The sequence below is a fragment of the Streptomyces spiralis genome (assembly GCF_014654675.1).
GTDB classification, from domain to species: domain Bacteria; phylum Actinomycetota; class Actinomycetes; order Streptomycetales; family Streptomycetaceae; genus Streptomyces; species Streptomyces spiralis.
Genome location: NZ_BNBC01000077.1, coordinates 366 through 13,878 on the forward strand (window position 1 = coordinate 366; position 13,513 = coordinate 13,878).

General features: G+C 69.2%; 8 protein-coding genes. 3 read left to right on the forward strand and 5 right to left on the reverse strand.

Annotated elements, in window-relative coordinates; translation table 11 throughout:
* Positions 1–301: 301 nt before the first annotated feature.
* Positions 302–2,104 (reverse strand): ATP-binding SpoIIE family protein phosphatase, encoded by a 1,803-nt coding sequence (locus IE318_RS41885; RefSeq protein ID WP_189908105.1) that lies wholly within the window; start codon positions 2,102–2,104, stop codon positions 302–304.
* A 293-nt stretch (positions 2,105–2,397) separates the two neighbouring features.
* Between IE318_RS41885 and IE318_RS41890 the strand changes: the two genes are divergently transcribed.
* Positions 2,398–6,570 (forward strand): HAMP domain-containing protein, encoded by a 4,173-nt coding sequence (locus IE318_RS41890; RefSeq protein ID WP_229904132.1) that lies wholly within the window; start codon positions 2,398–2,400, stop codon positions 6,568–6,570.
* A complete protein-coding gene (locus tag IE318_RS41895; RefSeq protein WP_189908107.1) occupies positions 6,567–7,154 on the forward strand; it encodes a response regulator in 588 nt (195 codons plus the stop codon). Before IE318_RS41890 ends, IE318_RS41895 begins: the two co-directional genes overlap by 4 nt.
* Positions 7,155–7,352: 198 nt before the next feature.
* Here IE318_RS41895 and IE318_RS41900 read toward each other — a convergent pair whose 3' ends face one another.
* Both IE318_RS41900 and IE318_RS41905 read right to left on the reverse strand, forming a co-directional pair.
* Positions 7,353–8,339 (reverse strand): L,D-transpeptidase, encoded by a 987-nt coding sequence (locus IE318_RS41900; protein ID WP_373311439.1) that lies wholly within the window; start codon positions 8,337–8,339, stop codon positions 7,353–7,355.
* 303 nt (positions 8,340–8,642) lie between these two features.
* Positions 8,643–11,054: a polysaccharide lyase 8 family protein gene (locus IE318_RS41905; protein WP_189908108.1), complete on the reverse strand. Its 2,412-nt coding sequence runs from the start codon at positions 11,052–11,054 to the stop codon at positions 8,643–8,645.
* A 214-nt stretch (positions 11,055–11,268) separates the two neighbouring features.
* Here IE318_RS41905 and IE318_RS41910 point away from each other — a divergent pair, with 214 nt between their 5' ends.
* A complete protein-coding gene (locus IE318_RS41910) occupies positions 11,269–12,351 on the forward strand; it encodes a LacI family DNA-binding transcriptional regulator (protein ID WP_189908109.1) in 1,083 nt (360 codons plus the stop codon).
* A gap of 194 nt (positions 12,352–12,545) precedes the next feature.
* Here IE318_RS41910 and IE318_RS41915 read toward each other — a convergent pair whose 3' ends face one another.
* Both IE318_RS41915 and IE318_RS41920 read right to left on the reverse strand, forming a co-directional pair.
* Positions 12,546–12,869: a hypothetical protein gene (locus IE318_RS41915; protein ID WP_037868760.1), complete on the reverse strand. Its 324-nt coding sequence runs from the start codon at positions 12,867–12,869 to the stop codon at positions 12,546–12,548.
* Positions 12,870–13,257: 388 nt separating this feature from the next.
* Positions 13,258–13,494, reverse strand: a complete 237-nt coding sequence (locus tag IE318_RS41920; RefSeq protein WP_030175788.1) for a non-oxidative hydroxyarylic acid decarboxylases subunit D — start codon at positions 13,492–13,494, stop codon at positions 13,258–13,260.
* Between the last annotated feature and the right edge of the window lie 19 nt (positions 13,495–13,513).

Genomic DNA, 13,513 nt, shown 5'->3' on the forward strand with positions numbered 1-13,513 from the left:
GGCGTTCCGGCTCGTCCCCCAAAGCGGGACGGCTGACGGCAAGGTCATCCGATCGGATGACCCCTCTACGGGCGCGCTCCGGTAGAGGAACCGTGGCACCGTTCTGCGGAACCTGAGGGCTCGGTTCTCCAGCAGCCGGCAGACGGCTGCGACGCGGTCGGTCATGCCGGCCTTGACCAGCCCGTGGTCGAGATGGTTGAGATCGGCGACGTCCTGGGCTCCTGGCAGGGCACGCTGAGCGACCCACTTGTCCAGCGCGGTGGCCAGGTCCCGGCGAGCCTGTTCGTCGCTCCGGTGTGTGTCAGGCCGACGGCGCCGGAATCGCCTGCAGGACCAGTACCGCCAGATCGTCGTCGATCGGTTCGGTGCTGAAGTCGTGGGCAGCGCGCCGGACGCGTTCCGCCACGGCCTTCGCGCCCAGCCCGAGGCATCCTCGCAGCACCTTCGCCAGACCGTCGTCGTCGTCCAACTGGCGTGCTCCTCTGCGGCGTTCGGTCACTCCGTCGGTCACGCAGAGCAGCGTCTCACCGGGCGAGAAGGTGAAGGTGTTGGCATGGAACTCCTGCTGCTCGTCGATTCCGAGCAGCATCTGCGGCTCCGTGGTCTTTGTCACCGAGCCGTCCGTCGACAGCCTCAACGGCGGCGGATGACCGGCGCTGGCCATCGTGCACCGCGCGCCACCGACGACCATGTCCGGCTGCAGCTCCCCGTACAGCAGGCTCAGGAAGCGAGAACCCTCGTGTTCGCCGCGAACCGCGAGGGCCTCGGCGGCCTCCTCCGCCATCGCGACGTTCAGCCGGTTCAGCAGTGACTCGACGCCGTGGCCCTCCCTCGCCAGCAACCGTACGAGGTGCCGGGCCAGGCCGGTGGCGGACATGGCTTCCAGATCGTGGCCGCACACGTCACCGAGCAGGAAGCACCAGCGGTGGATTCCCATCGGAAACAGGTCGTAGAAGTCGCCGCCGACGGTCTGGCCCTCGCCGCAGGGCTCGTAGACGATCGCGGTGTCGACGCCCGGAATGATGGCGAGGGACGTGGGGAGCTGCCTGCGCTGGAGTGAGCTGCTGATGCTCGCCTGTTTGGTGTAGCGGCGGGCGGTGGCCACCGCCTGGGCCACCCGCCGGGCCACGTCCTCCGAAAGCCGTACGACGGCGGCGGTCATGTGAGGCAGCCCTGCTTGGCCGATCAGGAGCGCGCCCTGGCACTGGCCGCCCGCGGACAGCGGGAACGCCAGCGCGGAGCCGGTCTTCTCGGCGCCCTGGAACTCGGGCCAGGGCCATGGAGTGCCGGTCGTGCTCAACCCGGCGGGCAGACGTTCCTTCTCGAGGGCCAGCCGGAGTGTGTGGATCCGGCGCTCGTCCCTGTGCCAGACATGGCAGAGCCGCATGCCGGAGTTCGTCGTCAGCCACACGCCGCACCAGTCGGCGAGCCGGGGGACCAGAAGCTGTCCGGCGAGCGCCGCCACCATGTCATCGTTCAGCTGTCCGGCGAGGAGCTCGCCGGCCTCGGCGAGGAAGGTCTGCCCTTCGCGCTCCGCCCACTCGGTGCTACGGCTCCGGCAGCCGTGCGGCGGTGCGGTTGTGACGGGCTCGGGTGTCGGGAGCAGGCGGGGAACGGCTTCGGCGGGGGAACGGGTGAGGTCCTGCGGCCCGGTCTCCACCGGAGGTGTCACCTTGTGTTCCAGACGGAACCAGGCGGTGTTCCCGGCGTGCCGGTAGGTCACCCCCCAGGACTGGGCCAGCGCGCACATCAGCCGGCGACGGTAGCCGCGCATGTCGCTGTGCATGCCCTTGGTGGCACGCAGGGTGGCCGACGGGGTGGGGTCCAGCACTTCGACCACGATGCCCACCTGCCCGGTGCCCCCGCCCGAGGAGTCGTGCAGCGCGTCGCGGCCGGTGTCGAGGCGGCAGAGGACTTCCACCTCGATGGTGGCCCGGGAGGCGACATCGGTGACCAGCTCGCTGACCAGGAGCGCGGCGTCGTCGAGAAGCCGCTCGCCGACAACCGGCACCGTGGGGGAGCGCAGCGCGGACCGCTCGGCGAGCACGGCACGCACGAACTTGCGTGCCGCCGAGGCCGCCAGTTCGTTGGCGGGTACGCGCATCCGCGAGACGGATTCCCGCGGGTCAAGGGACGACCCCACCGGTGACTCCCGACCGGCTCGCTGTCGAGCCACATTGGGATAAATATAGTCTAAGTAGGAGTAACCTACTTTTCTTTGCCGGGAAATGGCTCGCCATGGATCCTGCTACCCAGTCTGACCTCGCTTCCCGTGAGCCCGAGCTCCGGGAAGGGCGTGGACCCGTTGAAATCGGTCCCCATTCCGCAGGCCCTCCCGCCGCGGCGGGAGTCGGCGAGTGGATACGTGAGGCCGAATTGCGACCGCTCATTGCGGCCATGAATTCCCTGTGTGACGGAGACTTCACCGTACGCACCGGGACCCCGCCGGACGGCGTCCTCGCCGAGATGGCCGGGGTGCTCAACCAGATCATCGTGCGGAACGCGCATCTCGCCTCGGAGCTCGACCGGGTCCGGCGGGAAGTGGTGCGCCAGGGACGGCTCGACGAGCGGCTCGCGGCCAGCCCCGGTCAGGGAGCATGGACCACGAGCGTGGACGCGGCCAACACGCTGCTGGAGGCGCTGGCGGTGCCGGTCGTGAACGCCACCCGCGTCCTGACCGCCGTCGCGGACGGCGATCTGACGCAGCGCGTCGAGCTGCATGACGGCAAGCGTCAGCTTCGGGGAGACATGCGGCGCCTGGGGCGTGGGGTGAACCGGATGGTGGAGCAGCTGTCGCTGTTCACCGGCGAGCTGACCCGAGTCACCCGTGAGGTCGGTACCGAGGGCCGTCTCGGCGGCCGGGCCACGGTGCAGGGCCTGTCCGGCGACTGGCGCGACGTGACCGAGGCCGTCAACAGGATGGCCGCGCGACTGACCGCGCAGGTGCGCGACATCGCGGTGGTGACCACGGCGGTCGCACGCGGTGATCTGACGCGCCAGGTCACGGTCGAGGCGACCGGCGAGCTGCTGGAGCTGAAGCTCACCGTGAACACGATGGTCGACCAGCTGCGCGCGTTCGCGGACGAGGTCACCCGGGTGTCCCGGGAGGTCGGCACGGAGGGACAGCTCGGCGGGCGGGCCCAGGTACCGGGTGTCTCGGGGGTGTGGAAGGACCTCACGGACAACGTCAACTTCATGGCGTCCAACCTGACCTCGCAGGTCCGCAACATCGCCCAGGTGACCACAGCGGTCGCCAACGGCGATCTGAGCCAGAAGATCACCGTGGACGCGCGCGGTGAGATCCTGCAGCTGAAGGACACCGTGAACACCATGGTCGACCAGCTGTCGGCGTTCGCGGACGAGGTCACGCGTGTGGCCCGTGAGGTGGGCACCGAGGGACGGCTGGGTGGGCGGGCGCAGGTGCGCGGCGTGTCGGGGGTGTGGAAGGACCTCACGGACAACGTCAACTTCATGGCGGACAACCTGACCTCCCAGGTGCGCAACATCGCCCAGGTCGCCACCGCCGTCGCCCAGGGCGACCTCGGCAAGACGATCACCGTGGAGGCCAAGGGCGAGATCCTGGAGCTGAAGTCGACCATCAACACGATGGTCGACCAGCTGTCGGCGTTCGCGGACGAGGTCACGCGTGTCGCCCGCGAGGTCGGCACCGAGGGCAACCTGGGCGGACAGGCGCAGGTCCGAGGAGTCTCGGGCGTGTGGAAGGAGCTGACCGACAACGTCAACTTCATGGCGTCGAACCTGACCTCGCAGGTCCGCAACATCGCCCAGGTGACCACGTCCGTGGCCAACGGCGACCTGTCGAAGAAGATCACCGTGGACGCGCGCGGCGAGATCCTGCAGCTGAAGGACACCGTGAACACCATGGTCGAGCAGCTGCGCGCGTTCGCGGACGAGGTCACGCGTGTGGCCCGTGAGGTGGGCACCGAGGGACGGCTGGGCGGGCGGGCGCAGGTGCGCGGTGCGTCGGGGGTGTGGAAGGACCTCACGGACAACGTCAACTTCATGGCGGACAACCTGACCTCCCAGGTCCGCAACATCGCCCAGGTCGCCACCGCCGTCGCCCAGGGCGACCTGTCGAAGAAGATCGACGTGGACGCGCGCGGGGAGATCCTGGAGCTGAAGACGACCATCAACACGATGGTCGACACCCTTTCCTCGTTCTCCTCCGAGGTCACCCGCGTCGCCCGCGAGGTCGGCAGCGAGGGACAGCTGGGCGGCCAGGCCCGGGTCGAGGGCGTCTACGGAACGTGGAAGCGGCTCACCACCAACGTCAACGAACTCGCCCTGAACCTCACCACCCAGGTCCGGGCGATCGCGGAAGTGGCCAGCGCGGTCACCCAGGGCGACATGTCCCGTGCCATCAAGGTCGAGGCGGAGGGCGAGGTCGCCGAACTGAAGAACAACATCAACCTCATGGTCTCCAACCTCCGCGAGACCACCCGCGCCAAGGACTGGCTCGAGTCCAACCTCACCAGGATGGCCGCGCTCATGCAGGGCCACCGTGACCTGGTGGAGGTCGCGGACCTGATCCTGCGCGAGCTGACCCCCCTGGTGAACGCGCAGTTCGGTGCGTTCTTCCTGGCCGAGGCCGGTGCACCGCCCGGTGAGGGCCTGCAATTCATCGCCGGGTACGGCCACGACCAGGCCGACGGGAGCAGTCCCCTTCCCAGCACCGGTACTCCGGGCCGTGGACTGATCGCACAGGCCGCGCTGGAGAAGCAGCGCATCCTCGTCACCGACGTCCCGCCGGACTACATCACCATCAACTCCGGACTGGGCATGGCGTATCCGGCCAGCATCGTCATCCTGCCGATCCTCTTCGAGGACCAGGTGCTCGGCGTGATCGAGCTCGCCTCGCTCAGCAGGTTCAGCGATGTGCACCTGGCCTTCATCGACCAGTTCGCCAACACGATCGGCGTCTCGATCAACACGATCATCGCCAACTCCCGAACGGAGTCCCTGCTGTCGCAGTCCCAGCGACTCACCGCCGAGCTGCGCGAGCGGTCGGACGAACTACAGCGGTCCAACGCCGCGTTGGAGGAGAAGGCCGCCCTGCTCGCCACCGCCTCGCAGTACAAGTCGGAGTTCCTGGCGAACATGTCCCACGAACTGCGCACCCCGCTCAACTCGCTGCTGATCCTGGCCCGGCTGCTCGCCGACAACCCCGACGGGCGCCTGTCCGAACAGGAGGTGCAGTTCGCGACCACCATCCACCGCTCGGGTTCGGACCTGCTCCAGTTGATCAGCGACATCCTCGACCTGTCGAAGATCGAAGCCGGCCGGATGGACGTGCGCCCGAAGACACTGCCGCTGATCAAGCTGCTCGACTACGTCCACGCCACCTTCCGGCCGCTCACCATCGACCGAGGTCTGGGCTTCGACATCGCCGTCGGCGAGGACGTGCCGGCCGAGCTGTACTCCGACGAGCAGCGTCTCCAGCAGGTGCTGCGCAACCTGCTGTCCAACGCCGTGAAGTTCACCCACTCCGGCAAGGTGGAGCTGCGCGTCGACCGGGTTCCGGGCGAGCATTTCCAGGAGGAGGCGCTGAAGAACGCCGAAGCCGTCATCGCGTTCTGCGTCAAGGACACCGGCATCGGCATCGCCCCCGACAAGCTTCCGATGATCTTCGAGGCCTTCCAGCAGTCCGAGGGCACCACCAACCGCAAGTACGGCGGTACCGGCCTCGGCCTGTCCATCAGTCGGGAGATCGCCGGGATGCTCGGCGGCAAGATCGTCGCCGAGAGCGAACCCGGTGTGGGCTCCCGGTTCACCCTCTACATCCCCTCCCTCTACCCCGGCGCCGCCGCCGGACAGGGGCCGGCCGAGACGCGCGCCGCCGGCGTGCCGCCGGCGCTCCCGGCAGAGGCACGGGCACTGGCGGCCGCCGGCGAGGACGTGTCACCTGGGCGCACCTTCGACCGCGCGGGCCGTCTGGGCGCCGACATCCTGGATCCCGACCGCCTGGCCCCGGACGATCTGACGACGAGGGAGACCGCTGGATCCGCCGACGCCCGGGAGGACGCCTGGCCGGAGACGACGCGCCTCAAGGAGTGGCTCAGCGGACGCCCCGGCCGGATATTGGCAGGCCGTCGCATCCTGATCGTCGACGACGACATACGGAACGTCTTCGCCCTCACCCACGCACTGGGCCGTGTCGGCATCACCGTCACGTACGCGGAGGACGGCCGGGAGGGACTCGAAGTCCTGGAACGGACCCCTGACGTGTCGCTGGTCCTGATGGACATCATGATGCCGGAGATGGACGGATACGAGACCATCCGCACCATCCGCCGCACCCCACGACTCGCTCGGCTGCCGATCATCGCGCTCACCGCGAAGGCCATGCCAGGAGACCGAGAGAAGGCGATCGACAGCGGCGCCTCCGACTACGTGCCCAAGCCGGTGAACGTCGACCGCCTGCTGTCGGTCATCTGTGACCTGCTCGACCCTCAGAGTGGCCCCCCGGAGCCGGTGCCGGACGGGCGTATCGCCGATGAACCGTCCCGCGCGGGGGACGGCCCCGACGACCGACATCAGGACGCGCCATGAGCGCCGGTCCGATCGAACCGTGCAACATCCTGATCGTCGACGACATGGAGGAGAACCTCGTCGCGTTCGAGGCCGTACTCGGCCCGCTCCACCAGCACCTGGTGCGCGCTCGTTCTGGAGAGCAGGCACTGAAAGCGATGCTCCGTCAGGAGTTCGCGGTCGTCCTCCTGGACGTACGGATGCCCGGTATGGACGGCTTCGAGACCGCCGCCAACATCAAGCGCCTTGACCAGACCAAGCATGTGCCCATCATTCTGGTCACCGGAACCGAGGCGAGTGCCGACTACGCCTACCGGGGTTACTCGATCGGCGCAGCCGACTTCATCACCAAACCCATCGACCCGTGGGTGCTGCGCACCAAGATCAACATCTTCCTCGACCTCTACCGAAAGAACCGGCAGTTGGCGTCCCACGCACAGCAGCTGGACGCGGACCGGCTTGCCGAGATCTCCCGGCGCCTCACCCAGATCGAGCTGCTGCTCCGCGACAGCCCGGAAACCCGGACAGCCGCTCTCGCCGACCGCGTCGCAGAGCTGGAACGAGCGATGGGAGCCGTTCTGCCAGGCCGTGCCGGCCGCCCGTAGGCGGAAGAACCCGGCCGGGACGGCCGCTCACGTCGTGTCGTACCGTCAACGAGGCGCGCAAGCCTCGCAGTCGCGGTAAGGTCTCCGACGGTCGGCTCCACGGCGACGACGTCGGTCAGGCCGACCGGGTACTAAGCGTTCAGAAGGAAGGTCGGTCTGGGAGCCGCTTGCCGCGGCGGGACTCCTTGCTGCAGTGCGTCACAGCGTCGCGGTCGTCTGCTCCCCGGCCGCGCTGCCTGCGAGCCACTGGTCCCATCCCAGGTTGAAGTCGGCGTAGCCGTTGTCGGCGGGGGCCTTGGCGCGGGGGGAGCCGGTGATGGTGACCGGGTCGCCCTGCTTGACCTGGCGGTAGAACCACTTGGCGTCCGACATGGACAGATGGACGCAGCCGTGCGAGCCGCGGGCGCTGCCGCTGCCAGGATTGGGGTCGCCGGTCGAGTAGTGCACGTAGGTGCCGGACTGGGTGAGGTGGACGTCCCAGGGCAGCGTCAGGTCGTAGTAGTTGGGGCTGCCCTTGTCGCAGCTGATACCGACGCTGCAGGAGGTCATGTGGACCTTCTCCTGCTTGTCGATGACGGCCATCGTGCCGTTCCACGTCGGGTACTGGGCGCTGCCCGCATTGATCGACAGGGTGCGGACCAGCTTGCCGTTCCGGGTCACCTTCATGGTGTGGCCGGTGACCGAGACATCCGCGCGCACGTCGTCGCCGATCGTGAAGGTGTGCGTGTAGCCGTGCACGCCGTAGCGTCCGTTGCCGTTGCTGACGCCCGTCATGTCGGCGTCGATCCTCACCTTGGTGCCGGAGGGCCAGTACGTCTTCGGCCGCCAGTCGACGCGCCTGTCGCCCATCCAGTGCCAGGCGCCGGCCACCGGCTGGGAGGCGCTCACCTTCATGTGCTTCTCGACCGTGGCCCGCGCCTTTGCCGCGACCGGGTTCGTGAAGACCACCGAGATCGGCATGGCCACGCCGACCGTGGTGCCCGTCTGCGGAGTGATCGTGTCCAACAGCATCGGCGGGCCCGCGGGCTTCGTCGGTGTGGGCGAGGCGCTCGCGCTCGGCTTGCCCGAGGCCTTCGCGTCGCCTCCGCCCGCCTTGTCGCTGCCGCCCCCGCCGCAGGCACTCGCGCCCACCATCATCGCGACCGTGACAAGTGCGATCCCTATGCCGCCCCTGCGCCGTCCCACGATCTGCCCCGCTCTCTCGCTCCCCGGCCCTGAGGGGCCCGACTTCCTCTCAGACGACTGCCGCACAGCCACAGTTGCACGCGGCATGCAGAGATTTTGTGATCCACATCACTCAGGCTTCGATGGTGGGCACTCAGCGCGCCGATCGCCAGGATGCGCGTCCTCTCCCGGCTGTCCTGTGCCGGCCAGCGATCTTTGAAGTCGGGCCTAGAGCTCGGCTGTGGCGTCGGTCGCCGGCCGGAGGGGGCGACCGCGCCGCGCCCGTGGGGGACCGTCGGCTTCGGTCCCCCGGAGCCTTCACGGTCAGGTGAGACGGACCGTGACCTTCTGCGGGGCTCCGGCCTGGCCGGTGAGGTCGCCGAAGGCGAGCCTCAGCGCGGAGCCGGTCCGGGCCGACGTCACCGTGGGCGGCTTGGACAGCACGGCGGAGACGGTGCGATTCCAGACGACCTCGAGGGTGGCGGCCTGACGTGCGGGGTCCGAGACGACGACGGTGGCGGTGCCGTCCCGGTTCTCCCGGATCAGCACGGATGCGGGAGCACTCGCGGTGACCGGGCCGACCGTGCCGGGCGCCCAGAAGTTGACGGCGGTGAAGCCGAGCCCCGGGACCCGGATTCCCTGCTGCTCCCGGTCGTTGGCCAGGATCCTCAGCCACCCCTTGTCGGCCGCCCGACGGGCGGTGGCGTCGGCCCCGGCGCCTGGCAGCAGGACGTAGGCGTAGGAGGCGTCGGTGGGGTCCGTGCCGTGGTCGGTGAACAGTGTCAGGTAGCGGCGGGTGACCGGGGCGGTGGTGCCGTTGGTGTTGATGTCACGCCAGGCCCCGGTGCGCTCCTCGCGGACCGCGCGGAGTCCGGCCCCACCGGGGAAGACGTACCCCGCCTGACCGGCGATGTGCGCCCACCGAGCGTCCTCGAAGCCGGCGGTCCAGCCCTGGACGGACGGCTGGACAGTGCCGTCGACGGTGAGGGCGGGGGCGCCCTTCGCACCCAGATTGCGGTTGTCGATCGTCGTTTCGACGGTGAACCCGTCGCTGGAGGAGATGCCCGCCCCGAGACAGACGACGCTGTCCTCCAGCCAGAACCACGACTTGTGGGCGCTCATCGTGCTCATCAGCCCCTTGAGGTGCTGACCGGTGGCACCGAATCGCCCGTCGGTGGTGCCGCCGACCCAGGTGGCGTCCGGGCAGGGCTGGCCCCAGTTGCCGCCCGCACCGTCGGGGAGAGGCTTGCGGGAGGCGGTGATGCCGGGAAGACGGTAGGGGTCGACGGTGGGCCAGAACTCGTCCGCGTAGTGCTCGAGCCCGAAGTCGTCCCCCCACCAGGAGAGCCAGCCCGCACCGGTGTGGTACCCGCGGGCGTTCTCGCCGTTGCCGAACTCGTAGTGGGCGATGTTCTTGGCGGCCATGGAGACGGAGGCCGCCCAGCCCGGACGGCGGTGGGTGGCCCTGGCCATGTTGTGGAAGAGCCGGTGCTCGACCGGCTCGGGGGCGGCCTTGACCGAGTCGTCGTCCTGGAGCGTCTGCAACAGCGACGTGCGGGCGAGGCCCAGGCCGGGGTCGCTCAGCGCCGGATGGTAGTAGTCCCGGCGCAGCCAGCCCTTGACCATCGCCCGCCACCGGGCGTTCTCCTCCGCCGTCGCGCCCTGCCCGACGAGCAGGATGGTGGCCATCAGACCGTGCGCGCGGCTGTGGTCGGAGGTGCCGACCCGGCTGATGCCGCGCGCGGAGACGTTGTCCATCATCAGGCCGTTGTAGATGAACGGGGCGATGGCACGGTCGATGGTGTCGAGGAACGACTGGGCGCCGCCGACCTCCCAGGACGACCCGCGCAGCAGCGCCATGAGACGGCCCACGCCATCGTGGAGCACGGCCCCGTAACCGCCGATGTAGGGGACGTTGCGGTGCTGGATGAACGAGCCGTCGGCGTAGAACCCGTCGCCCGAGGTGACGTACGGGAACACCGGTGCGAGGGCGCGTGTGGCGAGGGCCACCTTGTCCGGGTTCTCACCGACGATGCCGCGCAGGATGACGCTTCGGCACAGGTCGACGCGGTTGGCGCCGGTGCTGGTGCCGGTGTAGCTGTCGAAGACCGAGTCCGGCACGAAGTGGTCGACGGCACGGCAGTAGCTGTCCGTCTGCGTCGGCGTCAGGTGGTCGTGGAGCAGCACACAGGTGTCCATGAGGGACTGCGCGGCGCCGATCTGCCAGCTCCACCAGTTGCCGTACCTCGCGGTGCGGTCGTTGTACACCTCGGAGTTGAGGTGGTCGAGGCCGGCGATGACGGCGTCCCGCACCTCGGTGCTGCCGGTCAGGCCCGTGCCGGGTTGGCAGTAGGCCTGGGCCATGGTGTTGAGGCGGTTGTAGCTGGTGACGATCCTCGCCGAGTACTCATAGGACTCGGCGTCGGTGTCGGGGTCCGGATCGGCCCAGACCAGGTCGGGCCAGAGTGAACCGGCCGTGGGAGCCATCGTGCCCAGGTGGGTTCTCGCGCTCGTACCGAGGTCGGCGAGCAGCTTTCGGAAGGGCTCGGCGGCCGGGTTGAACGCCGTCCCCAGTATCAACTCGCGCCACTTGGCCCGCAGTTCCCCGAACTCCGTGCTCATGGCGGCCGTTTCCGCCGCGAAGCCGGGACGGGTGGCGGTACCGCAGACGGCTGCGGCGAGTGATGCCGCTGCGGCGGCGCGGACGAAGGTACGGCGGGACCAGGCTGATGGCACGAAAGGACCTCCGGTAGTCGCAGCATGATGCTGACCGGCAGAGTGGGGGAGAGGCGTGGTGCGCGGTTTGTAGCATGCGTATTTGTCGCTCGGCAACGGTTTCGCCGCCCATCCGATCAATTCATCGTTTTTCGAAAGTGAGCGTGCGGAAAAGACAGTTGAGCGCGTAGGGTGCGGGCGGACCGTGAGGCACGAACGGCGAGGGGGAGTGCACGTGCACGCCGAGGACAGGCACCAGGCGATCCTGCGCAAGGTGCGCCGGCACGGCTCGGTGCGGGTCACCGAGGTCGCGGCGGAACTGCGGGTCTCACCCGTCACGGTCCGCAAGGACGTCGAAGTCCTCGCTGAGCGCGGCCTCGTGGTACGGGTGCACGGCGGTGCCCGGCTTCCGGAGGACGGGGCACCGTCCACCGTCGACGGCACCGGTGCCGTACCACGGCACGGCGCGCGCGAGCTCACGTTCGGCCTGGTCGTGCCGTCCGCCACCTACTACTACCCGGAGGTCATCAGAGCGGTGCGCGAGGCGGCGACGGCATGCGGCGCCCGCCTGCTGCTGCGCATCTCCGAGTACGACGTCGACGGGGAGCGGGCGCAGGCCCGCGCGATGGTCGAGGCGGGAGTGGACGGACTGCTGCTGGCACCCACCGCGGGCACGGCCACCCACGCCGACTCCGCGTGGTACGAGGAACTGGGCATCCCGCTCGTCCTGGTGGAGCGCCGCCCCCGGCCTGTCGGCCCGCCCGTCGAGCACGTGGTGACCGACCATGCCTACGGGGCCCGCCTCGCCGTCCACCACCTCGTCACGCACGGCCGCCGCCGCATCGCCCTCCTGGCCCGCGGGGGCACCCCCACCGCCCCGCTGCTCGAGGAGGGCTTCCGTGCGGGGCTGCATCTGGCCGGACTCGAAGTACCGGAGGACGTCGGCCATGTGGACCTCGGCATGGACCGCCCCGGCACCCCGGAGTACGACGGAGCGATGGAGCGCTTCCTGGACGCGGTGGCGGCCGGCCGCATCGACGCGGCCGTCGTCCATCCCGACGGCGACGCGCTCGTACTCCTCCAACGCCTCAGTGCCCGCTCACTCACCGTCCCCGGCGACCTGTCCATCGTCTCCTACGACGACGAGGTCGCCGGTCTCGGCGACCTCCCCCTCAGCGCGGTCGCCCCCTCGAAACACGAGGTGGGCGTATCCGCCGTCGAACTCCTGGCCGCCCGGGTGGCCGAACCGGACCGTCCCCGGCGCCAGGTGTCCATCCTCCCCGAACTCCGTGTCCGCGCGTCCAGCGGAGGAACGTGACGGATCGGGCTTCGTCTTCTTCACGCCTTGCTCGGAGATCTCGCGGCCGGATATCACTCCGTGCCGGCAGCTCGAGGCCGGGGACCGAAGAAACCGCAGCAGTCTTCGGCCCCCGGCAGGGTGCAACTTCCGTGCCCGCTATGAGGACGGAGGCGTGATCGGCCGCCCTGTCACAGCAGGCCCGTCAACGCGGGCTAGTGGTGGCCGAAGTAGTGGTGGTGACCCCGGTGACGGTTGGGGTACCAGCCGTGGTGCCAGCCCCGGTTCCGGTGGCGGTCGTGGTACCAGCCGTGGTGCCGACCCCGGTCCCGGTCCCAGTCGCCGAAACGATCGCGGTCACCGTCGTGGTCGCGGTCGCTCCTGATGCCCTCCCAACCGTGGCTGTGCGAGTAAGTCCTCCCGTTGTCGTGGTGATGGTCGGCCCCGGCGGCGAGGGCCGGCATGGCGGCCGCGCCGACGAGGAAGCCCGAGGCCACGAAGGTGGCGATCAGGCGGGCCGTCGTACGAGACACAGACATGAAGCTGTCCTCTCATGTGCGTACACCCCCTGGTCGGAGCAGGGAGTGCAGTGCGAATCCCGGCTCGGTGCCGAGGCCCCACACTGTGGCCCTCCTCGGCAACAGAAGATCGATGAAAGGATTCGCGTTACAGAACACGGATATATCCGTAACGCTCCCTTGTATGGACCATCGATGCACGGGGACCCGGACCGCCGGTCCCGTCCCTGCTCCGAACCGTGCTGCGATCAGCGAGGAAGCAGCTGACGGCGGGTCACGCTCTCGAGCGTCTCGTTGCGTCGGATCCTGCGAACGGCCCAATGACTTCCGTAACGACGTTGGACCTCCGTTCGGGGGACCGTTGCGGTCGGCTGCGATCCGGTCGATCGGCCCGCTCGCCGGGGGTGGTTCAGGTACGCGGGCGCAGCGGCGGGACCGTCGGAACCTCAGTGGCGTTCGCCAGGTCGTCGGAGGTCATCCGGAACTCCTCCGGGTAGGCGTCGCGCCGCGTACGGCGAGCCGGCTCGGTCGTGCGCCAGGTGTAGAGGCATCGGTGACACTGCAGGACGTCCCAGACGCCGGGGACGGGCGAGGAGTGCAGGGTCGTGACGGTCTCGAAGGCGCAGCGAGGGCAGCAGTCGGTCATCAGGTCTCCTTCGTGTTGC

Excerpts from the sequence above, each read along its gene's own strand:
- IE318_RS41920 (WP_030175788.1), bottom strand. The coding sequence starts at position 13,494 with ATGACCGACTGCTGCCCTCGCTGCGCCTTCGAGACCGTCACGACCCTG.
- IE318_RS41890 (WP_229904132.1), top strand. The coding sequence starts at position 2,398 with ATGAATTCCCTGTGTGACGGAGACTTCACCGTACGCACCGGGACCCCG.
- IE318_RS41915 (WP_037868760.1), bottom strand. The coding sequence starts at position 12,869 with ATGTCTGTGTCTCGTACGACGGCCCGCCTGATCGCCACCTTCGTGGCC.
- IE318_RS41885 (WP_189908105.1), bottom strand. The coding sequence starts at position 2,104 with ATGCGCGTACCCGCCAACGAACTGGCGGCCTCGGCGGCACGCAAGTTC.
- IE318_RS41895 (WP_189908107.1), top strand. The coding sequence starts at position 6,567 with ATGAGCGCCGGTCCGATCGAACCGTGCAACATCCTGATCGTCGACGAC.